The following is a 24199-nucleotide window of genomic DNA, read 5'->3' as shown; positions in this document are numbered from 1 at the left end:
AGAGCGAGTAGGAAACGTCCAACATGGCCAGCTACAAGGCTCCCCTGCGCGACATGCGCTTCGTCCTCTTCGAACTCATGGACGGAGACGAACTCGCCAGCCTTCCGGGCTACGAAGAATTCACCCGCGATCTCATCGATCCCATCCTGGAAGAAGCGGCCAAACTCTGCGAAGAGGTTCTTCATCCCCTGAACCGCACCGGGGACGAAGAAGGCTGCACGTTGGAAAACGGCGTGGTGCGCACGCCAAAGGGCTTTCCAGAAGCCTACAGACTTTTTCGCGAAGGCGGCTGGACGTCGATTGCCTGCGATCCCGCCTATGGCGGCCAGGGTCTGCCGAAGGCTGTCGATACGCTGATCGTTGAAATGATCTGTTCGGCGAACCTCTCGTTCAGCCTCTATCCCGGCCTGACCGCTGGCGCCTATGTTTCCTTAAGCAACTATGGTTCGGACGAACTCAAACAGACCTACCTTCCAAAAATGGTCGAAGGCGTTTGGTCCGGCGCCATGTGCCTGACAGAGCCTCAGTGCGGCACTGATCTGGGCCTTTTGCGCACAAGGGCCATCCCTGAAGCGGACGGAAGCTACAAGATCACGGGCGCCAAAATCTTCATCTCGGCCGGCGAGCACGACCTCACCGAGAACATCATCTATCTGGTGCTCGCCCGGCTGCCCGATGCGCCAAAGGGGATCAAAGGCATCAGCCTGTTCCTTGTGCCGAAATATCTCGTCAAGGACGATAGCTCGCTCGGCCCCCGCAATGGCGTCGCCTGTGGAGCGATCGAGCATAAAATGGGCATCAAGGCCTCGGCCACCTGCGTCATGAACTTCGACGAGGCGAAAGGCTGGCTCGTCGGCGAGCCGCACAAGGGCATGCGCGCGATGTTCGCTATGATGAACGCCGAGCGTCTGGCGGTCGGAATGCAGGGCCTTGGCGTCGCCGAAGCCTCCTATCAGGGCGCCGTCGCCTACGCCCGCGAACGCTTGCAGGGCCGCTCCCTGAGCGGCGCCAAGCATCCCGATAAACCCGCCGACCCGATCATTGTGCATCCCGATGTGCGGCGCATGCTTCTGACCCAGCGCGCCTATGCCGAAGGCTGCCGCGCTTTGGCCGCCTGGGCGGCGAAGAACCTTGATCTCCAGCAACGCCATCCCGATCCAGAGGCGCGGAAGGAGGCGGAAGATTTCGTCGCGCTGGTGACGCCGGTGATCAAGGCGCTGCTTACCGATCTCGGCTCGGAGGCGGCCAATCTCGGCATGCAGGTTCTCGGCGGCCACGGCTACATCCGCGAGCACGGCATGGAGCAATATGTCCGCGACTGCCGCATCGCGCAAATCTACGAGGGCACCAATGGCGTGCAGGCGCTCGATCTCGTCGGGCGTAAGCTGCCGGCGGACGCCGGACGCCTGCTGCGCCGCTTCTTCCACCCCGTATCCGCCTATATCGAGGCTAAGACGCAACAGAACGACAAGGCGCTGGCCGAGTTCGTTCAGCCGCTTGGCAAGGCTTTCGTCCGTTTGCAGCAAGCGACCGCTCAGGTCGCCCGCGCGGGGTTGCGCAATCCGGAAGAGGCGGGCGCGGCCGCAACGGACTACCTGCGCCTCTTTGGCCTGACGGCTCTCGCCTATCTCTGGACCCGCATGGCCGAAATCAGCCTCGCCAAAACGGAGGCCGACGATCCCGACGGCTTCTACGCGGCCAAGGTCGCCACCGCGCGCTTCTATATGCAGCGCCTGCTTCCGCAAACGAGCGCGCTCTTCTCGGCCATCATGGCCGGCGGCGCGTCAATGATGGCGTTCGAGGAAGCGGCGTTTTGAACAACGCCCTTGCTGGGGCGCGGACGGCTGCGGCTGCGGCTGCGGAGCGTCAAGGACAGGAGCCGCGGCGATGATAGACTCCGTTCTGGTCTGCGACCCGGACGACGGGGTTCGCCTGCTCACCATGTCGCGCCCGGGACGCCGCAACGCCTTGGACAAGGCGACCTATGTGGCGCTTGCCGCCGCCTTGGCGTCCGCGCGCGATGACGCATCAATCCGCGTGATCGCGCTCACCGGCGCTGGCTTGTGCTTCACCAGCGGCAATGACCTCGCCGACTTCCAGATTTCGACGGACGCGGGCGAGACGTTCGTTGCGCTCGATTTTCTCAAGATGCTTTCGACCTTTTCAAAACCCGTCGTCGCGGCGGTGGAAGGTTTCGCAATCGGCATTGGCGCGACGTTGCTGCTCCATTGCGACCTCGCCTATGCCGGGCGCGGCGCGCAATTTCGCCTTCCCTTCGTTCCGCTCGGCCTCTGCCCCGAAGGAGCGTCGAGCTATCTCCTGCCAAGACTTGCCGGAGCCAAGCGCGCGGCGGAATTGCTGCTGCTTGGCGAGCCTTTCACGGCGCAGACCGCGGCCGAGGCCGGCCTCATCAACGCGCAAACGGATGATGGCGAGGCCCTGTCCGTGGCGCTGGCCAAGGCGAAGGCGCTCGCGGCGCTGCCGTGGGAGGCCGTCGCGGCGACCAGAAATCTCCTGAAGCGAAGCTTCGCTCTAAATGTGGCCGAGACGCTTGAAGCGGAAGCTCAGAGCTTCGAGGCCTTGCGCCGCAGCCCGGCGGCTCAGGCGGCGTTCGCGGCTTTTTTCGCCAGATGAGCTTCGCGTTCGGGGGAAGGTTTTACGGTGTGGGCTCCGGAGCGGATTTGCGTTTGTTTGCAAGTCTATCCTAGTTTAAACTTGGCTTGATGAAGTTGATGACAGTTTTACGACAAAGATTGTCGTTCAAAGGATTTAACGGCGAGATGATATTCCCGCATTTGCCGCCAGGCTGGTTTTGCTGTTTCTTGACTTAGCTCAAGGCGGCGCGCCCGCGCCTCGATCATGACTGTATCGTCGCAAAACAGGAGCCTAGATGAAGACGCAGATTCTAGCCGCGATCGGCGAAAGCGAACTGCGGCCCGCGGCGCGCCTCAATGCGGCGCTCGCGGCCAATGACCGGGTGAAATACGCGTTTTCCCTGTTGCAGATGGCGTTGGCCCATGCGGAACATCCAGAGCAGCCGGCGCCGACGCTGAAGCGGGAGCGCATCGCCTGCGGCGTCGACGATCCCGATCTCGACGTCATGGTTGCGAGAGCGCGCAGGGAAGGCAAACTGCGCCGGGCGCCCGGCGCCGGGAGGCTCCTCGCGCGCATCGCGGACGACATGCGCGTGATGGCCGCGCCGGTCCTCGCCGAAAAGGCCGCCGACTTCGCGGCGCGGCTCGATCAATTGCTCGCGGCAATGCCCGCGGCGGAGAACGATCTTGTCGATCCGGGCGCCATATCCGCCATGACGCAGGCGGGCCACGACCGCGCCGACAGCCTGCATCGCCTCGTCATGGATCTGCATAAACGGCTGAACGCCATGCAGGCCGCACTGGCGGAGGAGAATTTGGACGGCGCAGCCGCCTATAATCTCGCCGAAGCCGACCGCCCGTTGGTGTCGGCGTTCATGGCGGGACTCAATCGCACCGCTAAGCTGAAATTCGCCCATCCTGGGCTCGCGACGACCGCCACGCGCGCCGGCGCGCGGCTGATCATCCAAAATGACATCGGCACGACAGACGCGCATGTAATCGTCATCCATGTAGAGGGGCTCAAAGTCAGCGTCACCTACACGGACGTGCACCCCGAGCGGCTCGCTTTCTTCCAGGACATGCTGAAGCCCCGCAAGGTGGCGTGGGAGCAGCAGCGCACCGACGTATTGGCCGCCGGTTCGGCGTTCTATCTCGCGACGGGACGCATCGAAGCGCTCGATGAAGCGGGCGCTCGCTCCTATCTCGAATTCCTGGGTTCGCGCCTCGTGTTCCTCATCGACTGGAACCGTGCGCGCAAACAATTGCGCGGTTTTTTGCGCGGGCCGGATCGTCTTGCCCTATTAAGCTGGGCGGCGGAAACCGAGATGGGTCATCGCGGCTTTCTGGAGCTTGGCGGCGCGCGCCTGGTCAATCAGGCGATCGAGGCCGCAGCGGGTTCCTCGATGCATTTCGGCGACCGTCTCTGCGACGTGCTGGGAGACGCGGAGACGCTGGATTTCTTGCGCTTCGTCTTCCAGGCGTCGACGGAGGGTCTTCTGACCGGCCAGTCCCGGGCCTTGATCCATGATCGAATCCGCGTGACCCTTGGGACTCATTTCAGCAACGAGGAGCAGCAGCTATTGCGTCTCGCCGCCGACCACGCTGGCCTCATTTTTGAAATAGCCAGCCTCGTTCGCGACGGACTGCAAGCCGAGCCCCATGGCGCGGCGAAACGCGCGCGGCGCGCGCGGCAGTATGAGCATGACGCGGATGGCAAAGTCGTGGAGACGCGCGTGGCGGTGGCTCGCCGTCCAGATTACGCGGTCTTCCTGCGCCTGCTGGAGGCGGCGGACGACGCAGCGGACCAGCTCGAGGACGCCGCCTCGCTCCTCGGGCTTCGCGTTCTCGAAGGCAAGGCTGTGGATGCGCTGCAGATCCTCGCCGACCTTTTGGTCGAAGGCGCGCAGGAATGGATCAAGGCTCTCGGCCACGCAACGCAAATTGGCCGCGCCGCGAGCCATGCCGAGACGGAGGATTTCTTGACCGCGATCGACCGCGTCGCCGCGATCGAGCATCAGGCCGACGACGCCGAGCGCGCGCTGGCCGCGAGCGCCCTGCAGCATGCAAGCGACTTCCGCCAGTTGCACCTGTTCACGTCGATCGGCGAAAGGCTGGAGGAGGCGGCTGACGCGTTGAAGTACGCCAGCCTGATCCTGCACGAACATATGCTCGAGGATGTGATTGATGCCTGACTATTATCCGATTCTTCCGGGCGCTCCCCTCGCGCCTGGCGGCGCAGAGGAAGTCGGCAACAAGGCCTGGAATCTGATGCGCCTCGCACAGGCGGGTCTTCCCGTGCCGCCCGCTTTCGTGCTGCCGACGAGTTGGCGCGGACGCGTGGCGCCGGACGATGAAGCAGCCTTGCGCCTTGCGCTGACGGAGGGCGTCGCCCGGCTTGAAGCCGCAAGCGGCCTCAGCTTTGGCGGACGGCGGCCTTTGCTCGTCTCCGTCCGCTCAGGCGCCGCCGTGTCCATGCCGGGCATGATGGAGACCGTTCTCGACGTCGGTCTCAACGCGGAAACAGTCGAAGGCCTCATCCGCCTGACCGGCAATCCACGCCTCGCCTGGGACAGTTACCGCCGTCTGGTGCAGGGCTATGCGGAGGTCGTGGCGAATTTGCCGACCGCGCCCTTCGACGCGCTGGTCGCCGAGGCGATGGAGCGCGCGGGAGCCGAGACCGAACGTGAACTCGATCATCGGAGCCTGCGGGATCTGACGCTGGCGATGCTGGAGCGCTACGGCTCGCTCACAGGCTCTGCGTTTCCGCCGGATCCAAAGGAGCAGCTCATGAGCGCCGCAGCGGCGGTGTTTCGCTCTTGGGATGCGCCGAAAGCGCAAAGCTACCGTCGTTTGAACGGCATCAGCGACGCCGGCGGCACGGCGGTGACAGTGCAAACCATGGTCTTTGGCAACGCCGGCGGCGCATCGGGCTCGGGCGTTGGCTTTACCCGCAACCCCGCCACCGGCGCGCGGGAATTCTATTACGACTTCCAGTTCAATGGGCAGGGCGAGGACGTCGTGGCGGGGCGCCAGAAGCTGCGCGACAATGAGCGACTGCGCTTGCGGTTGCCTGCTGTCTGGACGCGGCTGAACGACATCTGCGGCGAGCTGGAATCGCTGTTTGGCGATGTGCAGGATTTTGAATTCACGCTCCAGTCCGGTATTTTGTTCCTGCTCCAGACGCGCCGGGCCAAGCGGACCGATTGGGCGGCGCTGACGATTGCTGCCGACATGGTTGCGGAAGGGCTGATAAAGCCGGCCGAAGCGCTGCGCCGGATCGAGGGCGTCGATCTCGACGCCGTCGCGCGCACGAGCTTCGCGCCGCCGCTGCCTCCTTCATTGGCTGAAGCGCTTGCGGCGGGCATGGGCGTCGCCAATGGCGCCATCGCGCTCGATTCCGAGGCGGTAAAGCGTCTTTCAGGGGAAGGCTCGCCCGCGATTCTTGTTCGGCGGGACACGGCGACGACTGATATCGAGGGGATGGCGCTGGCCACCGGCATTCTCACTGCTTCTGGCGGGCGCACCTCCCATGCGGCGGTGGTGGCGCGCCAGCTCGGCAAGGTGTGTCTCGTCGGCTGCCCCGGGCTCGAGATCGATATGGAGCGCCGCCAATGCCGGATCGGTGGAACGCTGTTGAACGAGGGAGATTTTTTGTCGCTCGACGGCAATTCCGGCGCTGTTTACCCTGGACGGCTCGCGCCCTTGACCGAGCGCCCCGAGCGGGCCCTTGCGGCGATCGCCGACTGGCGCCGCGCCGCGGCGGCATAGGGCATTCGCCTAAGCCCCTTGCCCCAGGAGGCCTTTCAGCACTGTGTCAAATTCGATCCGGCCCTTGACAGAGCCACTTTCGCCGCCTTCGAATTCGATCCAGCCCTCGTTGAAGCCGTCCAGCATCTGCATACGCGGGAGCGGGTTTTTCATCCCTTGCGTCGTAAACAAATCCGCCCAGGTCTCGCGAGGGACGGCTTCCATTCGCACCGCGCGGCCGAGGGCCTTTGAGAAGAGCGTCGCGATCTCGTCCGGCGCGATGCGGCGCGGCCCTTCGAGTTCGATAATCCGCTTGCCCGTCCATGTCTCCTGAAGCAGCTCGGCAGCGAGGCGACCGACATCTGCCGTCGCGACCATCGGCGCGGGCTTGTCGAGGGGCTGAAGGAAACTCTGGATGACGCCTGTCTCCCGCGCCGGCGCAATGTCCCAGGCCGAATTCTCCATGAACCATCCAGCACGCAAAAAAGCGATCGGCAGCGGCAGAGCGCCGAGTTGCTGCTCCATGAGGCCAAGTTGATTGAGGAGGTTCGGCTGGCTCGCCTGCGCCCCGATCGTCGATAGGCATACGGCCTTCGGCGGACGCGCCCTTTCAAGCGCAGTTCGAAGCGCGGCAAAGAGCGCCCGCGCCTCTGGAAAACCAGGCGCTGGATCGAATATCGGCGGAGCCATGACAAAGACGCCTTGCGCGCCCTTGAAGGCGGAAGCCAACGCCGCCGCGTCGTTGAGATCGGCGAGCGCGACGTCGCATCCGCGCTCAGCCCACGCCGCTCCCTTCCCGGCGTCGCGCACGACAGCGCGCACGGGCCGTCCGGCGCCCAGCAGCGTCCGTGCGAGGGCGCCCCCGACCTGACCTGTGATTCCGGTGATGACGTACATGATGGATCTCAGCCCTCCAGGTCTTGCTTGGCGCAGTCTTATCGCGACGGGAGGCTTTGACAAAAGCGCCGCTTTGTCACATTATTCATGACAAAAGATCATGAGTCTTTCATGCCGTTTGATGGACGATTGCTGGCTGGCGTCAGTGTTCTCGCCGCTGTCGTCGAAGGCGGCAGCTTCGTTCGCGCCGCCGAAGCGCTGGGGATGAGCGCCTCAGGCGTCAGCCGCGCGGTGTCGCGGCTTGAATCGCGCGTCGGCGTGCGCCTGATCGACAGAACCACGAGATCATTGACACTCAGCGATGAAGGCCGCCGTTTCTACGAACAGGTTGGCCCGATGCTGGCTGGCATCGAAGAAGCGGCGGTTGACGCGTCGGGATCTTTGAGCGCCGTGCGCGGCCGGCTGCGCGTCAATCTCGATCCATTCTTTTCCCGGCTCGTTCTCGCCGAGCGCCTCGGCGTGTTCCTTGACCGCTATCCGGACCTCTCGCTCGAACTCATCACCCGCGACCGCATCGGCGATCTGGTCGCCGATGGCATCGACGTCGCCATGCGCTTCGGAGAGCCCCCGACATCTTCACTGGTTTCGCGTAAAGTTCTCGAAACGAGGATTCTTACCGTGGCGGCGCCAGCCTACCTCGCACGCCACGGTCGACCGAAACGTCCAATAGAGCTCGCTCGCCACGCCTGCATTCAGTTTCTCAATCCGCATACCGCGCGGCCTTTCGATTGGGAGTTTCATAAGGGCCGTAAGGTCTTGCCAGTGAAGACGACCGGACGCCTGTTGCTCAACGACGTCGGCGCTCTGCTCAAGGCATGCGCCGCGGGCGCAGGGGTCGCTCAGGTTATGGCGATGGGGGCCGACGAATTGCTTCATCAAGGCCGCCTGATCGAATTATTCCCCGAGTGGTCGGGAGAACTGTTTCCGCTCTACGCGTTGTATCCGTCGAAACGCCATCCGTCGGCGAAGGTCAAGGCGTTCATCGATTTTGTGCTGCAGACCCTCCATTAGCGCCGGCGCCAACATTGCCTCGCTCGGTGAGCGCCGCCCCCAGACGCCATGACATCAAAGCCGATAGACGCCGGTTTCCATTTCCGAAACCGGCGTCTCGATAGGTAAAGGCCTGCCGCGCGTGCGCGGCAGGGGGGTCAAATGATCGAGATTTTAATGATGGTCACGGTCATGGTCGTGGTCATGGTCATGGTCGAAGTTGAACAGATCCATCATATCGCCGATAGCAGGAGAGTTGACCGGGACATAAGGATCAGACTCGGTGCGCGGGTTCGGGAAATTGTCCCGGCTGCGCCGAGTGATCGGCTTGAGGCCCCAGTTCGCTTCGATGAACTTGAGCGTCGAGGCGTGATCCGCATAGGTATGCGAGATGTGGCCGCCTCTGCTGTACGGCGACACGACGATCATCGGGGTGCGCGTGCCGTCGCCGAAGAAGTCGAGCGGCTGGACGTAGCCCGAGTCCCAATATCCGCCGCCTTCGTCGAAGGTCACGAGAATCGCCGTTTCAGCCCACAGCTTGGGATTGGCCTTGACGCCGTCGACAATCTTTTTGACGAAGCCTTCGTACAGATTGAGTTTGGAGGAACCCGGATGACCGTCGAGCAGGCCGCTCGGCTTGACATATGAAACAGCCGGCAGCTTGCCAGCAGCGATGCTTGCGTAAAGATCAGTCGTGTCCTTCAGATGCTCCGTGCGAACCGCAGGGTTGGTCATGATCGAAGTCGAGTACTGTGCCCAATTGCAGATGTTGCAATAGATGTCCTCGGCGTTCTTCTCGTATTTGTCATTGAGATACCGGTTCCAATCATCCCCGTAATAGGCCCAGGAGATCTGCCTCTCATTGAGAGAATCGCCGATGGTGCGCAGGTTCGACGGAGGGAGCGTGAAAACAGTGTTGTTGGCATTGGCGTCGGTGTAGGCATTGCTGCCGTCGCCGAAGTAGCCGGGGTTATAGTTGTTGAGCAGATAGTAATGCCCGGTCTCGCAGCCGGACGCGATCTTGTGGCTCAGCGAATGGAGGTAATTCAGCACAGCCGGAACGCCCGGCTGAGTCGCGTCGGAGCAATTGACGTAGGAGCCGCCGCCGTGGTTGGCGTTCGGAGCAACCGCGGTGGGAGATCCGGAGCCGCCGCCGTAGCCGTCCTCTGTATAGTAATTGTTGGTGCCGGGCCGTGGGTTCGGATTTTCGATTTCGCTCAGTGCGCTTGCGTAGCCAGGCAGAGGCGTGCCGGGAGCCGCCGGATTGACCGGGTTATGTGGCGGCACGGCGGGGTTGCCTGCGCCATCGCTGAACCAGATTGCATCGCCGGCGCCGAACATGACGTGATTGGCGCCCGTGCCGCCGTTAACAGCCTGATGATAATTGTCGCTCATCGAATAGGTATCGGCGAGTTCCTTGAAGTACGGCGCATCGCCTTGCTGAACATTGAAGAATCCCATCGAGGTCGAGCCTTCGCCCGTCGATGACTCGTTGAAGCCGGCCGGCGGCGCGGCGCCATTTGATCCGGCGCCGACGGACGTCTCCACCCAAGGGAACAGATCGGAGCGGCAACCCGAGCTGTTATGCTCGGTCGCAGCGGAGGCGTCGCAATCGAGCTGTTGCCACATCTGATAGAAACGATGCACCGGGCTCGCTGCGTAGGCGTCGTACGGGTACGTCTTCGACGTCAGCTGGTATGGTCCAGGCGGCAGATGCGTCGCGTCCCGGCCGGCGTAGGAGATGCGTTTGTCGGGCGTTTTGCTCGTTTGGCCGGTGCCGCCGGTCAGCAGATATTTGTAATAATCGTCAGGCAGACCGTTCTCGACAGTCTTGGCGACAGCCTCATTGGCGGGGGTGTCGCATGATGTGCCGCTGGTCACGCCCAAAGCCGCGCACAGCGCTGGCGTCGATGGGCCGCCGACCAAGGCGGGAGGCAGAACCGAGTAAGCCGTTTTGGACGGCGTCAGCTGGTATCGCGTGGTGTCGAATCCGCGGGACTGCAGGGCCTCGCCATAGTTCGGGCCAGGCGTTCCGTCCGCATTGACGATGCCTTTCGAGAGCAGATTCGAAATGCTCTCACCCTTGTGCACGGGCTTGTAGGTGGCGAAGATATGATCGAAGCTGCGGTTCTCGCCGAGAATGATGATCACATGTTTGATGGGCGTCGCAGTGCGCCCTTCTTCGTGCCGGCCCTCTTCCGACCGGCCCTCTTGCGCAGACGCCGTGGCGATCGGAGCTACCGTATTGCCGATAATGACGCCGATCGCGACACAGGACAGCAACCTGTCTTTTAGACTTTTCCGATTCGAGCTCGTGGTTCGCATTTAGTACCCCCTTTGCGCGGCAAGGACGCTCCCGCCGCGCGGCGGAACCTAGAGCCCGACAATTTCGTTTAGGTGACACTTCGACATGGTTTCGGTAACGAAATTGAGAGCAGAGGCTTTAAACATCATCAGGCGCTCCCGGAAAGCCTTGGATCGGGAAGCTAACCCCGCTGCTGTGATGGCGCCTGAAGCTTGATCTGGCTCAATTTCCTCCCGTGTCCGCCCCGTTAGAGTTCGCGCGAAAAGAATTGGGGAAGAACGTCTGTCCGAAATGCGAAATGGACGCCGACGATCCGTTGGGCCCCGCTGTCGGAGGACGAACCGGACAATTCGCCTATGGGTCCAAGCAAAGTGACGGGCGGTAGGTCGTCACAGATGAGGGAGGCTATGATATGAACGAGATGAAGGCGCCGCCATTGGCGGCATCCGAGCTGATGGGCCCAAACGAATTCGAGGCTGCGATCCGCGCCGTCGGAACAGAGCGCTATCACGACAAGCATGTGTTTCATAAGCTGCTGCACGGCGGCAAGCTGAACAAGGGTCAGGTTCAGGCCTGGGCGCTTAATCGCTATTGCTATCAGGAGGCCGTTCCGCGCAAGGACGCCGCCTTCATGAGCCGCGTGCACGACCGTGATCTGCGGCGAGAGTGGATCAGCCGCATCCATGATCACGACGGCCTCGGCGAGGAGCCGGGCGGAATCGAACGCTGGCTCATTCTGACCGATGGCCTCGGACTCGACCGCAAATATGTAACCTCGCGGCAGGGAGCTTTGCCAGCGACCCGCCATATCGTCGAATCCTATGTGCGCTTCGTGCGCGAGCAGCCGCTCGTCGTCGCGGTCGCCTCCTCGCTTTCGGAGCTCTTTGCGCCCTCGATCCATCGCGAACGCATTGCGGGCATGCTGGAAAATTACGACTTCATCAGCGATCACGTCATGGCTTATTTCAAGAGGCGGCTGACGCAAGCGCCCCGTGATTCGGAATTCGCGCTGGCCTATGTCAAAGCAAACGCGAGGACGCGCGAGGAGCAGGAAGCCTGCGTCGACGCCGTACGTTTCAAATGCGATGTGCTCTGGGCTCAGCTCGATGTTTTGAACCATGCCTATGTGACGCCCGGCTTGATCCCGCCCGGCGCTTTCGTTCCGGCGTCCCTCTAGTTCAAATGAGGGATTGTAGCCGGCGCGAGGCGCATTGATGGCAATTCGCGCCCCGGCTTCCGCCCGGTGTTAGACCGGTCGGGCGCCGAATGACGGCGGTTCGACGCGATGGCCGAGATGGACAAGGAACCAGCGCGTGGCATGCTCGATGACGGCTTCAAGCGCGCCCGGCTCCGGGAAAAGATGAGTTGCCCCGGGCACAATCTGCAGAGCCTTTGGCGCCTTTAGTTTCGCCAGGGCCTGTTGATTCAGTTCGAGAACGACATCGTCATCGCCTCCAACGATCAGCAATGTCGGCGCGCGCACCAATTCGAGCGCGGCGTCAGCAAGATCGGGGCGCCCGCCCCGCGATACGACGGCCTCGACCCTGTCGCCGAGCCGCGCGGCCGCGACCAGAGCCGCGGCGGCTCCGGTGCTGGCGCCGAACAGGCCAAGCGGCAGCCCGCTGAGCGCGGCGTTCTCATCGATCCAATGGATCGCGTCTATCAGACGATCAGCCAACAGCCCGATATCGAACACGTTACGGCGATCGATCTCCTCGTCGGGCATGAGAAGGTCAAACAGAAGGGTCCCGAAGCCTGCGTCATTCAATGCGGCGGCGACCGCCGCGTTGCGAGGGCTGAAACGGCTGGAGCCGCTTCCATGCGCAAATACGACGAGCCCGTATGAGTCAGACGGAAGCCGCACTGCGCCAGCGAGGCCGAGAGGCGGGAGAAGCACATCACGGACGCTCACCGCTCGACCGCGCCGCGAACTGTTGTCGCTTTGTATTCGGCTGGCCACTGAGACCTCCCGATTTTGTCCCCGGCCGGCCGAGGATCTAGCTCGTCGATTGAAATCCCGATCCGTCTCCGCATCCTTGATTTCGCTCAACGCGAACGATGTTTTCGGCTGGCCAACAATGCGACTCCCGTGCAAAAACATCTCGTAGCTCGAGCGTGACGCGGCGGCGATCCGCCCCCGGCCAAGGGCTGGACCGGGCGACGGCTGGCTTTCCGACTGGCAGGAAAGCGCATGACACCTGCCGCTTTGGTCGAACGGACAGTGTTCTCCAGCCTGAAAAACAGCCATTGATCGGAATCAAGCGCAACTGCGGCAATCCGGGTAGCCTATGTCAATGTGGGACTCGTCGATGCGGGACGACCGAGCCTCGCCTTGCGGCGGCGTGGCGACGCTTGATGACAAGGTGCGGTTTCTCAGCCGGCCGGACAGCTATGCGCCCGGCGTGAAGAACGTCGCCGTCCGCGAGACGCATATGTCTTTTGTATTCATGGCTGGCGAACGCGTCTATAAGCTCAAGAAGCCCGTCCGCTTTCCCTATCTCGACTTCTCGACGCTGGAACAACGCGCCGGCGCCTGCCGCGCCGAATTTTCATTAAATCGCCGGCTCGCTCCGGATGTGTATCTCGACGTCGTTCCGCTTACGGCTTCCGCGTCGGGTTTCGCTATTGGCGGTGAAGGGCCTGTTTCAGATTGGCTCGTGGTCATGCGTCGGCTTGATGACAGCGCCAACCTCGAGGCGGCCTTGCTCGACCGCCGCCTCTTCCCCGCGCAGGTGGATCAGATCGCGGCGGCGCTCGAGACGTTCTACCGTCATGCGCGACGGATCTACCTTCTGCCGGAGATCTGTCTTGCGGAGTGGAACAACGCGCTTGCCTATGACGCGCGGGTGCTGCTTGACATGCGCTTTGGCCTTCCCCAGGGCTGCGTGAGGCGGATTCTACGGGCGCAGCGGCGTTTCCTCACGCAGCGCTCCGATCTGCTGATCGAGCGGGTGCGCGCCCGGCGGCTTGTCGATGCGCATGGCGATCTCCGGCCCGAACACATCTGGCTCGGCGAACCGCCGATCATGATAGACTGTCTTGAATTCTCGGCTCGGCTAAGGGCGCTCGATCCTCTTGACGAGATCGCCTTTCTCGATCTCGAATGCGAGCGTCTCGGCGCCGAATGGGTGGGCGAGCGCATCCAGCGGCGTTTGGCGCGGTTGCTGGACGATGACCCTTTGAGCGGACTGTTTCTCTTCTATCGCAGCCGTCGCGCCATGCTGCGCGCCCGTCTCGCCATCGCCCATCTACTCGATCCGAAGCCGCGCACGCCTGAAAAATGGCCGCGCCGGGCCCGCGACTATCTTCGTCTCGCGGCGGCCGACGCGGCAAGGCTGGACCGGCTCCTCAGAACACCAGGAGATCGGTGAGCGGCTCGCCTTCGTGGAGCCGCCGGATTGCTTCCGCCAGCAGCGGCGCAGCGGATACAATGACGAGCTTATCGCGGACAGGCCCCGCGGCTAGCCGGAACGGCGGGACCGTATCCGTCGCGATGATTCGCTCAATGGCCGGATCGGCAAGCGCCTTCTCGGCGCCGGGCATGAAGAGACCATGCGTGACGCAGGCGATGATCCGCCGCGCCCCGCGATCGCGCGCGGCGCGGGCCGCCCGCACGAGCGTTCCGCCGGTGCTCACGAGATCATCTACGATGATGCAGGCGGCGCCCGCGACGTCGCCGACGAAAAGGTCGCCGGAGACGACGCCGGCGCTGCGGCGCTTTTCCGCAAATGCCTTGCCGACCTGTCGGCCCGTGGACGCCTCCAGCGCTTCGCGGAGCAGATCAGCCCGTTTGCCGCCCCCGAGGTCCGGCGAGATGATGCACAGGGGCTCGTCTTCGACGAGGGCCTTGATCGCCTCGATCAGCAGCGGCGCCGCCGTCAACGCGACGGCCCTGCAGCGAAAAGCGTTCTCGAAGGCGGCCTCATTGTGGACCTCGAGCGCGACGATCGCGTCGGCGCCCACCGACTCGAACAAGGCGGCGACGTAGCGGGTCGTGACGGGATCATTTGGCTTGGTGCGCCGGTCTTTGCGCGCATAACAGAGATAGGGAACCACAGCCGTTACGCGGGCGGCGCCGGCGTCCTTCAGCGCGCCGATGAAGAAAAGGAGCCGGCATAGCTTGTCGTTGGCGCTTTGCCCCGGGCCGCCATGAAGGCTGTGCGCGACGTAGACGTCGGCGCCGCAAACCGCGTCGAGCGGCCTGGTCTTGTGTTCGCCGTCCTCGAAATCGCGCTCCTCATGCCGGGCCAGCGGCCAATCGAGGCGCCGGCCAATCGCCTGACCGAGCTCTTCGGTTCCCTTCAGAGCGAACAGGCGCAGCCGGTCACCGGCGACCGGTCGAATGAGAGAGGGCGACCACATGTGCGGTTCCGTCATCGGCTGGATGTCCTTTGCGGCGGGCGGCGCCTATGCCCTCGGAACATTTTCATCGAGCTCCGCGAGCCACGCTTTGGCCTGCGCGTCGGAGGGCGCTCGCCAATCGCCGCGCGGCGACAGCGAACCCCCCGAAGAAATCTTCGGCCCATTCGGCAGCGTCGACCGTTTAAACTGGTTGGCGAAGAAGCGCCGGATAAAAACCTCGAGCCAATGCCTGATCTCGGCGCGCGAATAGGCGCGGCGATCGCCGGCCGGCAGATCGACAGGCCAGGCCCCGCGTTCCGCATCGCTCCATGCGTGATCGGAAAGAAAGGCGATTTTGGAAGGCCGAAAGCCGTAGCGCGTCAGATAGAAAAGATTGAAGTCCTGCAGGGCGTAGGGTCCGACGATCTGTTGCGTCGACTGCAGCGCGACGCCGCTGGTCGGCGGCACAAGTTCGGGAGAAATCTCGGTCGCGAGGATGGCGCGCAGTACGCGAACCGTCTCTTCGCTCACCTCGCCCGACGCCGCGACGAAGCGGATCAGATGCTGGATCAGCGTTTTGGCGACCGAGGCGTTGACGTTGTAGTGGGACATATGATCGCCGACGCCATAGGTGCACCAGCCGAGCGCAAGTTCCGACAGATCGCCGGTGCCGACGACGAGCCCGCGGTTCTGGTTGGCGAGGCGGAACAGATAATCCGTGCGCAGGCCGGCCTGAACGTTCTCGAATGTGACGTCATAGACCGCCTCGCCGCGCGCGAAAGGATGGCGGAGGTCCGCCAGCATCTGCTTTGCAGCGGGGCGGATGTCGATTTCCCCGCCAGTCACTCCGAGCGCGCGCATCAACGCCAAAGCGTTGGCCTTTGTCTCCTCCGATGTGGCGAAGCCGGGCAGCGTATAGGCCAGCACGTTTTTCCGCTCGCGCCCGAGCAAATCCATGGCGCGGGCGGCGACGATCAGCGCCTGCGTGGAATCAAGGCCCCCCGAGACCCCGATGACGGCGCGCTCAATCCCCGTGGAGGCAAGGCGCCTGGCGAGGCCCTGAACCTGAATGTTATAGGCCTCATAGCAATCCTCGCGCAGCCGCGAGGGGTCCGACGGCACGAAGGGGAAGCGTTCGATCGTCCGCCGAAGCGCCACGGACGTGTCGGGCGCATCGAGCCTGAACGAGAGCGTCCGGAACGGCGGCGCCTGCCTTAGCTCTGCGCTCTTGCAATCGCCAAAGCTGTTGACGCGCATGCGCTCCTGGCGGAGCCGACCGAGATCGACGTCCCCGATAGCGAGCGCGGGCCCGCGCGGAAACCGCTGTGTTTCGGCGAGGAGGTCGCCACATTCGAAAATCGCGGCATGACCATCCCAGGCGAGGTCGGTGGTGGATTCCCCAGGCCCCGCCGCCGAATAGGCATAGGCCGCGATGGCTCGGGCGGATTGACTGGCGCACAAAAGGCGCCTCGCGTCCGCCTTGCCGATGGTGATGTTGCTCGCGGAAAGGTTCAAGAGCACCTCAGCCCCGGCGAGCGCGGCGCGCGTCGAGGGCGGCAGGGGGACCCAGACGTCTTCACAGATCTCGACGTGAAAGGTGAAAGGCGCCGACCCCGACGAACGAAACAGGAGATCGACGCCGAAAGGCGCCTCGCGGCCCGCGACCGACAGGCGCCCCCCGGTGACGCCCGCCCCGGCTGTGAAATAGCGGCGCTCGTAGAATTCGCGGTAGTTGGGCAGATAGCTCTTCGGCACGACGCCAAGGATGGCGCCGCGGTGAATCACGAGCGCCGCGTTGTAGAGACGCCCCTCGCATCGCAGCGGCGCTCCGATGACCAGCACGGGATAGAGATGGCGCGAGGCGTCGGCGATCCGCGCGACGGCTCTCTCGACGGCGTCGAGGAGCGCATCCTGAAACAGAAGATCATCAATCGCGTAAGATGAGAGCCCGAGTTCCGGAAACACCATGACAGCGGTTTTCGCCGCGTCTCCCTCCGCGGCGAGGCGAAGGGCTTGCTCGGCTGCGAAATCGGGATCGGCGACCTCCGCCGGCGGCACGCAGGCCGCGATGCGGATGAACTCATGGCTGTAGAGAGAGGTAAATCCGGTCATCGCCCGCAATTGGCTCCAGCAGCTCTCGCGATATGGCGTCCATTCTCTATACCATCGGAACCGGAGCGCCGGCGAATCGAGCGCGCCGTCGCCGCGGTGTCGGAAGGTCTGACAGCCGCCTCAAAAGGCCGCCCCCTCGCCTTCTGCGGGCGCGACGCCGACGGAAGCGCGAGAGATCTCGATGGCGCCTCCGCCCGGGTTTTTCCGCGCCCTGGTTTTTCCGTTTGATGGAGCAAGCCAGCGAAGACCTCGCGGGCCTTCCCGGATCGGAGCGCCGTTTTCGCGTGGTCCGCCAGGCTGCCGTTTGGTCCAAACGGCCATGACGGGATTTTATTCGCGGCGCTGTAAAACATTTTTTGTTCAAACTCGGCAGGCTACAAGCGAACAGGCTACAAGCGAACAGGCTACAAGCGAAAGAGAAGACGGGACCGGGCGATCAAAGTAACCTTTCTCGAGGCTTCATCGCCTTGACCCGAGGCCTTTGCCGCGACTTTGCTTCAAGGATCTCATTGACAGGGAGAGAAAGCGTGCCATCTGAACCATTGCAGGCCGCGTTGCATGGCGCCAGCCTCGAGGTCGTCGCTTCCGGTCCATGGACCGCCGCTCATGCGGGCGCGCTCGAACCGCTGGTCGAGAAGGTCATTGCCGGCGCGAGCGCTGGCAGCCTGTCCTTAGACATCCATGGCGTTCGCGAAATCGACACTTTCGGAGCCTGTCTCATGGAGCGGCTGCTCCGCAGCTACAGAGCAAGCGGCAAGCAAGCGCGGATGGTCGGCGTGTCGGACCAGTTTCGCGGATTGCTGCTGGAGATCGATCGCATCGCCGCCGCACCCGCGGCTCCGGCGAAAAAGGACACGCGATTCGCGATCTTCGAAGCCGCCGGCCGGGCCACTCTCGCGATTGGCCAGGACTTCGTGACCTTCATCGCCATGCTTGGAGCGCTCGGCGATGCGCTTATCCGCATTCTGGTGCGCCCGCGGACGTTTCGCCTGACGTCCGTGGTGAATCAGCTCGACCGCGTCGGCCTGCGGGCCGTGCCGATCATCTTTTTGATCACCTTTCTGATTGGCGGGATCATCGCCCAGCAGGGCTTCTTCCATTTCCGCAAATTCGCCGCCGAAGATTACACCGTCGACCTCGTTGGCATTCTGGTGCTGCGCGAACTCGGCGTGCTGATCGTCGCAATTATGGTGGCGGGCCGTTCGGGCAGCTCCTATACAGCCGAAATCGGTTCGATGAAAATGCGCGAGGAGATCGACGCCTTGCGGACTATGGGGCTCGACCCCGTCGAAGTGCTCCTCCTGCCGCGCGTCATCGCTCTCGTCATCGCCTTGCCGATCCTGACTTTTCTCGGCTCGATGGCCGCTCTTTACGGGGGCGGAGTGGTCGCCTGGCTCTATGGCGGCATGAGCCCCTCGATCTACATCTCGCGGCTGAAAGAGGCGGTCTCGATCACTCATTTCGAGGTGGGCATCATCAAGGCGCCGTTCATGGCGCTCGTCATTGGCGTCGTCGCCTGCGCCGAGGGCCTGCTCGTGAAGGGCAGCGCCGAATCCCTCGGGCTGCGGACCACGACCTCCGTCGTGAAATCGATTTTCCTCGTTATCGTACTCGATGGTTTCTTCGCTATATTCTTCGCCTCGATCGGGATGTAGGCAATGGACCCAGCGCAAAGTCCGGTCGTGATAGGCGTGCGCGAGCTCGTCGTCGGATTCGGCGATCATATCGTGCTCGACCACCTGTCGCTTGATGTGCGCCGGGGCGAGATCCTCGGCGTTGTCGGCGCGTCGGGAGGAGGCAAATCCGTCCTGCTTCGCACCATCATCGGCTTGCTGCCCAAACGTTCCGGCACGATCGTTGTGCTTGGCGCCGATCGCGACACGGCGAGTTTCGAGGCGATGCGCGCCATCGAACGCCGCTGGGGCGTTCTGTTCCAGCAGGGCGCCTTGTTCTCCTCGCTGACCGTGCGTCAGAACGTCGAATTCCCCATGCGGGAATATCTGAAACTATCGCAAAAGTTGCAGACCGAGGTCGCGATGGCGAAGCTCGGCATGGTCGGCATCAATGCGGACGACGCCGAAAAATATCCTGCCGAGCTCTCGGGCGGCATGACCAAGCGAGTCGCGCTGGCGCGCGCGCTCGCCCTCGATCCCGAGATCGTGTTCCTTGATGAGCCGACATCGGGGCTTGATCCCATCTCGGCCGGCGATTTCGACACGCTGATCAAGACACTGCAGCAGACGCTCGGCTTGACCGTGTTCATGGTCACGCACGATCTCGACAGCCTCTTTGCGGTTTGCGATCGCGTCGCGGCGCTCGTCGACGGCAAGGTGATCGCCGAAGGGCCGATCGCCGCCATGCTCGCCTGCGAACACCCGTGGGTGAAGGCGTATTTTCAAGGCAAGCGCGCGCGCGAGACAACGCATGCGTTCAATCATCCTGCAAGCTGAGGCGACAAGCGATGGAAACACGAGCCCGCTACATATTGGTCGGACTATTCGCGCTTGCCGCCATCGCGGCCGGCTTCGGCTTCGTCTATTGGTTGAACAATAATGGAGGGCTCGCCAAAGGAGTCGTTTACCGGATCCGCTTCGAGGGCCCGACGTCCGGCCTGCAGACCGGCTCCGCCGTTCAGTTCAATGGCATTCGCGTCGGCGAAGTGACCAGTCTGCAGCTCGACTCTAGTGATCCCCGCCGCGTCACGGCGACGATCGCCGTGGCGAGCGGGACGCCTATGCGCGCCGATACCAAGGTCAGCGTCGAGTCGCGGGGTTTGATGGGAAGCCCGGCGATTGCCCTCAGCGGCGGCGCGTCGACGTCTCCATTGCTGACCGCCTCCGATGCTGAGCCGCCCGTTCTCGTCGCCGACCGCAGCGCGACCCAGGATCTGACGCAGGCCGCGCGTGAGGCGCTTCAGCGCCTGGACAAGATTCTCGGGGATAATTCCGACTCTATGAAGAGCACAATGGATAATCTGAAAACCTTTTCGGAGGCCCTCGGCCGTAACTCGAATCGCATCGATGCGATCATGGCGGGCCTCGAACGCATGACCGCTGGCGCAGCGACGGAAAAAGCGAAGCCGGTCTATGATTTGACGGCTCCGAGCACGTTTCCAAGTTCAATCCACGCCCCGCGCGCCCAGTTCGTCGTCGCCGAGCCGACCGCCGTCAATGCTCTCCAGACGCAGCGCATGCTCGGCCGCGCGAGCGATGGCGAAATCTCCATACTTGGCGACGCGCAATGGAGCGACACGCTGCCCAAGCTCATCCAGGAGAAGGTCATCCAGAGCTTCGAGAATGCCGGCTTTTCCGCCGCCGTCGCGGCCTCGGTCGAGGGGGTGAGCCACAATTATCAGCTCGTGCTCGACCTGAGGAATTTCGCAATCATAAACACCCCCGATCCGACGGCGGATGTCGCATTTTCCGCGAAGATCGTGGCGGACAATGGCCATATCGTCAGCGCGCAGGTGTTTCATGCGACTGCGCCGGCGACCGGAACGCAGACGCCCGAGATCGCCGCGGCGCTCAATCAGGCTTTCGGCAAAGCCGTCACAGATCTCGTGGCCTGGACGTCGAAATCCGTGTGATCTACTCCCCGGCGGCGGGCCTTGCGGAAGCCAGACGCTTCCGCATCGGATGAGTCATGCTTTGGGCTCGTGAGCACAGAGCGCCTCGAGACGGTCGAGCAAGGGGCGCTGGCTGGTGAGGATCTTCGCCCGCGCGGCCGGCAATGAGTCATCCGCTTCGTCTCCGATCGCCGCGTCCCCTTCGCCGTGACCCGAGACTTCGTCGGAATCCAAGGCTCCGTCGAGATCAACGGCGGGCGCGCCGGGTCCAGCGAGCCGGCGTCCTGCAACCGCGCGATGTCGGAAAGTTCGCGCAGGCTCGCCAATGCGGAAACGCTTCGAAATTTGCGTCGTGAGATGGGCGAAGGCGTCGCTGGTTGCGACGCAGTTTCACGACCGCTCGCAGCTGGGCCATCGCGCTGGATCGTCAAGCGTCCGTCCTGCCGATGGCGGTTGCGACCTCATCGGGCCGATCATCTCCTTTGTCCTGCTGTTCCTCTGCGCCGAACCCGCCCGGCAACTCCCCCGCGAGCGGCTTGTCCTTGCTGAGGAGGCCGGCGTCCTCGAGCATCTCGATACGGGCAGGTCGCGCAGCGTGTCGAATCCGAAGTGCCTCAAACCGCTCCGCGTATCGGATTGACGACCTGGAGTCCGGCAAAGTCCTTTTCATTATCCGTCACGGCTGTGGAGCAAAGTTTCCGTGAGAGCGCAGCGGAACGACAAGGGATGAGCCGACTCATGCGGCGAGTATTGCATTCCAGATTTCGGGCGCCCGGTGGTCTTTGATGCGAAGCCTTCCGAGCTTGAACTGACTTTTTCTGATCCGGTGCATGAGTTTGATACCAGCGAGGGTGATCCGAGGCGTTTCGGAACCGCTTCAAGCCAAGCATAGGGCCCAAGCGACGTTTGATCGATCGATGATCCGGTTCAATGAGGTAATTCAAGTATTTCGACAGAATTTTGGTCCGCGCGCCTTGATGCTGTTCGAGCCATTCACGCGCCGCTCGATGCGAAGCTTGATAGCCGTCGAACGTGATCTTCTGCGGCAGTCGACCTTGGCTCTTGAACGCCCGACGGAAAACGGTTTGGCGGCAGCCACATCTCGCTTGGCGGAGCAGGAAATCGACGGTCATTCCAGTCCTGTCGACGGCGCAATAGAGGTAGGTCCAGCGACCTTTGATCTTGACGTAGGTCTCATCAACGCGCCAGCATTCGTCGGCTTGGCGAGCGAAAAAGCGGTTCCGCCGCTTTCGAATTCTGGAACAGCGCGTTGGATTCAGCGCAAGTTCGTCGTATGAGCCAGAGATAATCCGCGTTCCGCCATTATTTCCACGACGTCTCGAAAGCTGAGCATGAACCAGAGATACCAGCGCGCGCAGAAGATGATGATTTCCCGGTGGAAATGGCGGCCCTTGGGAAGATCATCCATGCTCAGTATAGGGGTCCGCTTGCTCCAGGAGCCAGTTTGCGGCGAATATCCCCGTTGCAGCGGTTTGCACCAGAGCCACGATGAGCATGACGCATGCGTTCAAGCCGCTGTTGCCATTTGAACGGCCTCGCCATGGAAAATGGCCGCGCCCGCTACGTGACCTGTTGTTCCACTGGCGATGCGGTGGAAAGCTGGCGCGGAGGCCGCCGTGACGGCGGCGTGCTGATCGATATCGAGACCGATGAGATCGTCGCCGACGGTCTCTCGATGCCCCACTCGCCGCGCGTGCGCGGCGACGCAGTTTATGTCGTCGAGTCGGGGCGCGGCGCACTTGTACGGATAGACCGGGCGAGCGGGCGACGCGAGGACGTCGCCTTTTGCCCAGGCTTCGCGCGCGGCCTTGCGTTCGTTGATCATTACGCCGTGCTGACGATCTCGCTGCCGCGCGGCGTCGCCCTCGACGGCCTGCCGGTGGCGGACACAATGCGCAAGCGCGGGGCGACGCCCTGGCGCGGGCTGATCATCGTTGACCTGCGCAACGGCGACATCGTGCAATGGCTGCGGCTGGAGGGGGATGTGACCGAGCTTTTTGATGTGGGGGTTATAGCCGGGGTGAGGTGTCCAAGGGGTTTTGCGCGCGGAACAGTCTTGTCCACCCGAGGAGAAGATCGATGGGATCTCGCGTCAGCCAGGCAAAATAACGAGGTGGCTACTCGAGGAAATGATGGCACTTCTTGAGGATCGCCACACGACGCCTAAACTAAATCGCGAGATTGCCCCGTCGTAACATAAACAAGCAACCCGTCGAGAATCGTTGAATGAAAAGGAGAAGTTGGTCATCGTCTCAAGAATTAACACGGATATCAAACCAATTGCTGTTGTGGTTCGTCGGTTATATAGCATATATATATCGCGATATTTGATCGTGAGATATGGTCGTACCGATAAAGAATTTGTAATAGTGCTATTACTTTATTCACTAATTACAATTATATGGTTCACTATAAATGCCCGTTACAGATTCAAAAGGATTTATCGTGCTTTTTATAGAATACATAGATATGACGCAAAAAGTGTTTTTGTTCAATTGTGCGCAGGCATACTGCTCTTGGCGTTTGCCCAATTCTTTATCTTGAAATGGCTGTACAAATCGGTGGGTGATTTTATGCTAACTGGCCATCTTAGTAAAGACATTATTGTTCCATATTTAACTATAGTTGCCTTCTTGCTGTTTTGTGCACTTTTTATAGTTCAAGTGCATATCTTGATCAGAAATAGACAGAAAATATTAAATAAAATATAGCCAATAGTGGGGAGCGTGAAAATGCCGTCGTATCTATTTGTTGTCGGCCTTGGTCTTACGGACGGCGTTTTATACCAGGCAGCGATGGCTGGTGGCTCCGGAGAGGCTTATCTTTCGACCTCGACTTCTGCAGTGTTTGGAAAATTAGGTTTACCATTTGCCGTCGCACTGGATGCGGGTAGCTTAGTTTATGGCGTGAGCGCAGGCCAAGATGCCCAGATCGGCAGCAGTGAGAGCACCAACGGCAGCATCGACACGTCCGGAGCCGCCTCGGATACACCTCTCGGCGACGCGGCGATCCCTGATTTTTCCCAGCAAGTTCAGAGCGCCTTCGATTGGCGGAGCCATGTGCAGACGCCGGGCATCGCCCTCCGCCTCGAAGGCGGCGATCGGCAGCGGCAACTCGAGAAAACTCTCAAGAATCGGCTCGCTTCGCTCGGGCCGGGCGCTTTTCGCGACGCCATAGCAACAGTTCGTGCGGATCGCGTCAACCGCGTCTGGAGCCTTGGATCATCTCCCGCTGGCAGCCCTCACCGCCAACAGTCGCGCGGGCGAACTCGCCCGCGCTCTGTGTGCGCTGCTTGTCTACAGATCAATCGCCACGGTTGTACGCCGGGGCGGCATGAGCGCGCACAATGATCCTGCGTGACCACGCATGAGAGTCACAACAGGCGCTCATAAACGGCGCGCGCCTGATGCCTGGAGCCGTCGCGTTCGTAGATGTGAGCCAGTTCGAGCAGCTTGTCCTGCGCAGCCTGCGCTTGCACCGTTTCGGAATGATCTTCTGACAACATCCAGTAGATTTCCATCGCCTGCCGGCGACTGCCTTCGCTACGGTAACGCTGCGCCATGGCCAACAAATGATCAAGGCTCTCGCGGATCACCTCCGCTCGATGCTCCTGAAAAAGGGCGCCGT

At 62.3% G+C, this 24199-nt stretch carries 21 protein-coding genes and 1 pseudogene; 13 read left to right on the top strand and 9 right to left on the bottom strand.

Annotated elements, in window-relative coordinates:
- The first annotated feature begins 23 nt into the window (after positions 1–23).
- The 4 genes from MPC4_RS17765 (at position 24) to MPC4_RS17750 (ending at position 6362) form a co-directional block, all read left to right on the top strand.
- Positions 24–1817 (top strand): acyl-CoA dehydrogenase C-terminal domain-containing protein, encoded by a 1794-nt coding sequence (locus tag MPC4_RS17765; protein WP_174513698.1) that lies wholly within the window; start codon positions 24–26, stop codon positions 1815–1817.
- Positions 1818–1887: 70 nt separating this feature from the next.
- The gene (locus tag MPC4_RS17760; protein WP_174513697.1) at positions 1888–2634 is read left to right on the top strand and encodes an enoyl-CoA hydratase-related protein; all 747 of its coding nucleotides are present in this window, start codon (positions 1888–1890) and stop codon (positions 2632–2634) included.
- A 256-nt stretch (positions 2635–2890) separates the two neighbouring features.
- Positions 2891–4786: a DUF47 domain-containing protein gene (locus MPC4_RS17755; RefSeq protein ID WP_174513696.1), complete on the top strand. Its 1896-nt coding sequence runs from the start codon at positions 2891–2893 to the stop codon at positions 4784–4786.
- Positions 4779–6362: a PEP/pyruvate-binding domain-containing protein gene (locus MPC4_RS17750; protein WP_174513695.1), complete on the top strand. Its 1584-nt coding sequence runs from the start codon at positions 4779–4781 to the stop codon at positions 6360–6362. The genes MPC4_RS17755 and MPC4_RS17750 overlap by 8 nt, the downstream gene beginning before the upstream one ends.
- A 9-nt stretch (positions 6363–6371) precedes the next feature.
- On the opposite strand, the gene MPC4_RS17745 is transcribed toward MPC4_RS17750, so the two are convergent.
- Positions 6372–7238, bottom strand: a complete 867-nt coding sequence (locus MPC4_RS17745; RefSeq protein ID WP_174513694.1) for an NmrA family NAD(P)-binding protein — start codon at positions 7236–7238, stop codon at positions 6372–6374.
- 111 nt (positions 7239–7349) lie between these two features.
- Between MPC4_RS17745 and MPC4_RS17740 the strand changes: the two genes are divergently transcribed.
- Positions 7350–8249, top strand: coding sequence for a LysR family transcriptional regulator (locus MPC4_RS17740; RefSeq protein ID WP_174513693.1), 900 nt, complete (start codon positions 7350–7352; stop codon positions 8247–8249).
- A gap of 153 nt (positions 8250–8402) precedes the next feature.
- Here MPC4_RS17740 and MPC4_RS17735 read toward each other — a convergent pair whose 3' ends face one another.
- Positions 8403–10553, bottom strand: coding sequence for an alkaline phosphatase family protein (locus MPC4_RS17735; RefSeq protein ID WP_174513692.1), 2151 nt, complete (start codon positions 10551–10553; stop codon positions 8403–8405).
- A 392-nt stretch (positions 10554–10945) separates the two neighbouring features.
- Between MPC4_RS17735 and pqqC the strand changes: the two genes are divergently transcribed.
- Entirely contained in the window at positions 10946–11710 is a 765-nt protein-coding gene (pqqC, locus tag MPC4_RS17730) for a pyrroloquinoline-quinone synthase PqqC (RefSeq protein WP_244629095.1), read from the top strand.
- Positions 11711–11779: 69 nt separating this feature from the next.
- Here pqqC and MPC4_RS17725 read toward each other — a convergent pair whose 3' ends face one another.
- The gene (locus tag MPC4_RS17725) at positions 11780–12445 is read right to left on the bottom strand and encodes a dienelactone hydrolase family protein (protein WP_244629094.1); all 666 of its coding nucleotides are present in this window, start codon (positions 12443–12445) and stop codon (positions 11780–11782) included.
- 397 nt (positions 12446–12842) lie between these two features.
- Between MPC4_RS17725 and MPC4_RS17720 the strand changes: the two genes are divergently transcribed.
- Positions 12843–13904, top strand: coding sequence for a hypothetical protein (locus tag MPC4_RS17720; protein ID WP_174513690.1), 1062 nt, complete (start codon positions 12843–12845; stop codon positions 13902–13904).
- Here MPC4_RS17720 and MPC4_RS17715 read toward each other — a convergent pair.
- Both MPC4_RS17715 and MPC4_RS17710 read right to left on the bottom strand, forming a co-directional pair.
- The gene (locus MPC4_RS17715) at positions 13882–14910 is read right to left on the bottom strand and encodes a ribose-phosphate diphosphokinase (protein WP_244629093.1); all 1029 of its coding nucleotides are present in this window, start codon (positions 14908–14910) and stop codon (positions 13882–13884) included. The genes MPC4_RS17720 and MPC4_RS17715 overlap by 23 nt on opposite strands.
- Positions 14911–14940: 30 nt before the next feature.
- The gene (locus MPC4_RS17710; protein ID WP_174513689.1) at positions 14941–16986 is read right to left on the bottom strand and encodes an NAD(+) synthase; all 2046 of its coding nucleotides are present in this window, start codon (positions 16984–16986) and stop codon (positions 14941–14943) included.
- 527 nt (positions 16987–17513) lie between these two features.
- Here MPC4_RS17710 and MPC4_RS17705 point away from each other — a divergent pair.
- Genes MPC4_RS17705 through MPC4_RS17695 form a run of 3 tightly spaced genes read left to right on the top strand, consistent with a single transcriptional unit; the run spans position 17514 to position 20572 of the window.
- Positions 17514–18641 carry an ABC transporter permease gene (locus MPC4_RS17705; protein ID WP_174513688.1) on the top strand — a complete coding sequence of 376 codons (1128 nt, stop codon included), beginning with the start codon at positions 17514–17516 and terminating at the stop codon, positions 18639–18641.
- A gap of 3 nt (positions 18642–18644) precedes the next feature.
- Positions 18645–19436 (top strand): ABC transporter ATP-binding protein, encoded by a 792-nt coding sequence (locus tag MPC4_RS17700; RefSeq protein ID WP_174513687.1) that lies wholly within the window; start codon positions 18645–18647, stop codon positions 19434–19436.
- Between the two features lie 11 nt (positions 19437–19447).
- The gene (locus tag MPC4_RS17695; RefSeq protein WP_174513686.1) at positions 19448–20572 is read left to right on the top strand and encodes an ABC-type transport auxiliary lipoprotein family protein; all 1125 of its coding nucleotides are present in this window, start codon (positions 19448–19450) and stop codon (positions 20570–20572) included.
- 54 nt (positions 20573–20626) lie between these two features.
- Here the strand turns inward: MPC4_RS17695 and MPC4_RS17690 are convergent, their stop codons facing one another.
- Positions 20627–20785, bottom strand: coding sequence for a hypothetical protein (locus MPC4_RS17690; protein WP_174513685.1), 159 nt, complete (start codon positions 20783–20785; stop codon positions 20627–20629).
- Between the two features lie 91 nt (positions 20786–20876).
- Between MPC4_RS17690 and MPC4_RS17685 the strand changes: the two genes are divergently transcribed.
- Positions 20877–21191, top strand: coding sequence for a hypothetical protein (locus tag MPC4_RS17685; protein WP_174513684.1), 315 nt, complete (start codon positions 20877–20879; stop codon positions 21189–21191).
- Between the two features lie 96 nt (positions 21192–21287).
- Here the strand turns inward: MPC4_RS17685 and MPC4_RS17675 are convergent.
- Both MPC4_RS17675 and MPC4_RS21410 read right to left on the bottom strand, forming a co-directional pair.
- Positions 21288–21759, bottom strand: a pseudogene (locus MPC4_RS17675) (DDE-type integrase/transposase/recombinase); the annotation flags it as partial.
- Positions 21760–21827: 68 nt separating this feature from the next.
- Entirely contained in the window at positions 21828–21980 is a 153-nt protein-coding gene (locus tag MPC4_RS21410; protein ID WP_244629092.1) for a hypothetical protein, read from the bottom strand.
- Between the two features lie 117 nt (positions 21981–22097).
- On the opposite strand from MPC4_RS21410, the gene MPC4_RS17670 reads away from it, so the two are divergent.
- Together MPC4_RS17670 and MPC4_RS17665 are read left to right on the top strand one after the other, a co-directional pair.
- On the top strand, positions 22098–22718 hold the full coding sequence (locus MPC4_RS17670; protein ID WP_244629091.1) for a DUF4915 domain-containing protein: 621 nt from the start codon (positions 22098–22100) through the stop codon (positions 22716–22718).
- Positions 22719–23304: 586 nt separating this feature from the next.
- The gene (locus MPC4_RS17665; protein ID WP_174513682.1) at positions 23305–23922 is read left to right on the top strand and encodes a hypothetical protein; all 618 of its coding nucleotides are present in this window, start codon (positions 23305–23307) and stop codon (positions 23920–23922) included.
- A gap of 23 nt (positions 23923–23945) precedes the next feature.
- On the opposite strand, the gene MPC4_RS17660 is transcribed toward MPC4_RS17665, so the two are convergent.
- Positions 23946–24167, bottom strand: a complete 222-nt coding sequence (locus MPC4_RS17660) for a hypothetical protein (RefSeq protein ID WP_174513681.1) — start codon at positions 24165–24167, stop codon at positions 23946–23948.
- Positions 24168–24199: the final 32 nt, after the last annotated feature.

Source organism: Methylocella tundrae (genome assembly GCF_901905185.1).
GTDB classification, from domain to species: Bacteria; Pseudomonadota; Alphaproteobacteria; order Rhizobiales; family Beijerinckiaceae; genus Methylocapsa; species Methylocapsa tundrae.
This window is presented reverse-complemented; position numbering and strand designations above follow the sequence as displayed.

What these genes read in the sequence shown, in the direction of transcription:
- MPC4_RS17765 (WP_174513698.1), top strand. Translation starts at nt 24, where the DNA reads ATGGCCAGCTACAAGGCTCCCCTGCGCGACATGCGCTTCGTCCTCTTC.
- MPC4_RS17760 (WP_174513697.1), top strand. Translation starts at nt 1,888, where the DNA reads ATGATAGACTCCGTTCTGGTCTGCGACCCGGACGACGGGGTTCGCCTG.
- MPC4_RS17755 (WP_174513696.1), top strand. Translation starts at nt 2,891, where the DNA reads ATGAAGACGCAGATTCTAGCCGCGATCGGCGAAAGCGAACTGCGGCCC.
- MPC4_RS17750 (WP_174513695.1), top strand. Translation starts at nt 4,779, where the DNA reads ATGCCTGACTATTATCCGATTCTTCCGGGCGCTCCCCTCGCGCCTGGC.
- MPC4_RS17745 (WP_174513694.1), bottom strand. Translation starts at nt 7,238, where the DNA reads ATGTACGTCATCACCGGAATCACAGGTCAGGTCGGGGGCGCCCTCGCA.
- MPC4_RS17740 (WP_174513693.1), top strand. Translation starts at nt 7,350, where the DNA reads ATGCCGTTTGATGGACGATTGCTGGCTGGCGTCAGTGTTCTCGCCGCT.
- MPC4_RS17735 (WP_174513692.1), bottom strand. Translation starts at nt 10,553, where the DNA reads ATGCGAACCACGAGCTCGAATCGGAAAAGTCTAAAAGACAGGTTGCTG.
- pqqC (WP_244629095.1), top strand. Translation starts at nt 10,946, where the DNA reads ATGAACGAGATGAAGGCGCCGCCATTGGCGGCATCCGAGCTGATGGGC.
- MPC4_RS17720 (WP_174513690.1), top strand. Translation starts at nt 12,843, where the DNA reads ATGCGGGACGACCGAGCCTCGCCTTGCGGCGGCGTGGCGACGCTTGAT.
- MPC4_RS17715 (WP_244629093.1), bottom strand. Translation starts at nt 14,910, where the DNA reads ATGACGGAACCGCACATGTGGTCGCCCTCTCTCATTCGACCGGTCGCC.
- MPC4_RS17710 (WP_174513689.1), bottom strand. Translation starts at nt 16,986, where the DNA reads ATGACCGGATTTACCTCTCTCTACAGCCATGAGTTCATCCGCATCGCG.
- MPC4_RS17700 (WP_174513687.1), top strand. Translation starts at nt 18,645, where the DNA reads ATGGACCCAGCGCAAAGTCCGGTCGTGATAGGCGTGCGCGAGCTCGTC.
- MPC4_RS17695 (WP_174513686.1), top strand. Translation starts at nt 19,448, where the DNA reads ATGGAAACACGAGCCCGCTACATATTGGTCGGACTATTCGCGCTTGCC.
- MPC4_RS17685 (WP_174513684.1), top strand. Translation starts at nt 20,877, where the DNA reads ATGCGGAAACGCTTCGAAATTTGCGTCGTGAGATGGGCGAAGGCGTCG.
- MPC4_RS21410 (WP_244629092.1), bottom strand. Translation starts at nt 21,980, where the DNA reads ATGGATGATCTTCCCAAGGGCCGCCATTTCCACCGGGAAATCATCATC.
- MPC4_RS17665 (WP_174513682.1), top strand. Translation starts at nt 23,305, where the DNA reads ATGCCGTCGTATCTATTTGTTGTCGGCCTTGGTCTTACGGACGGCGTT.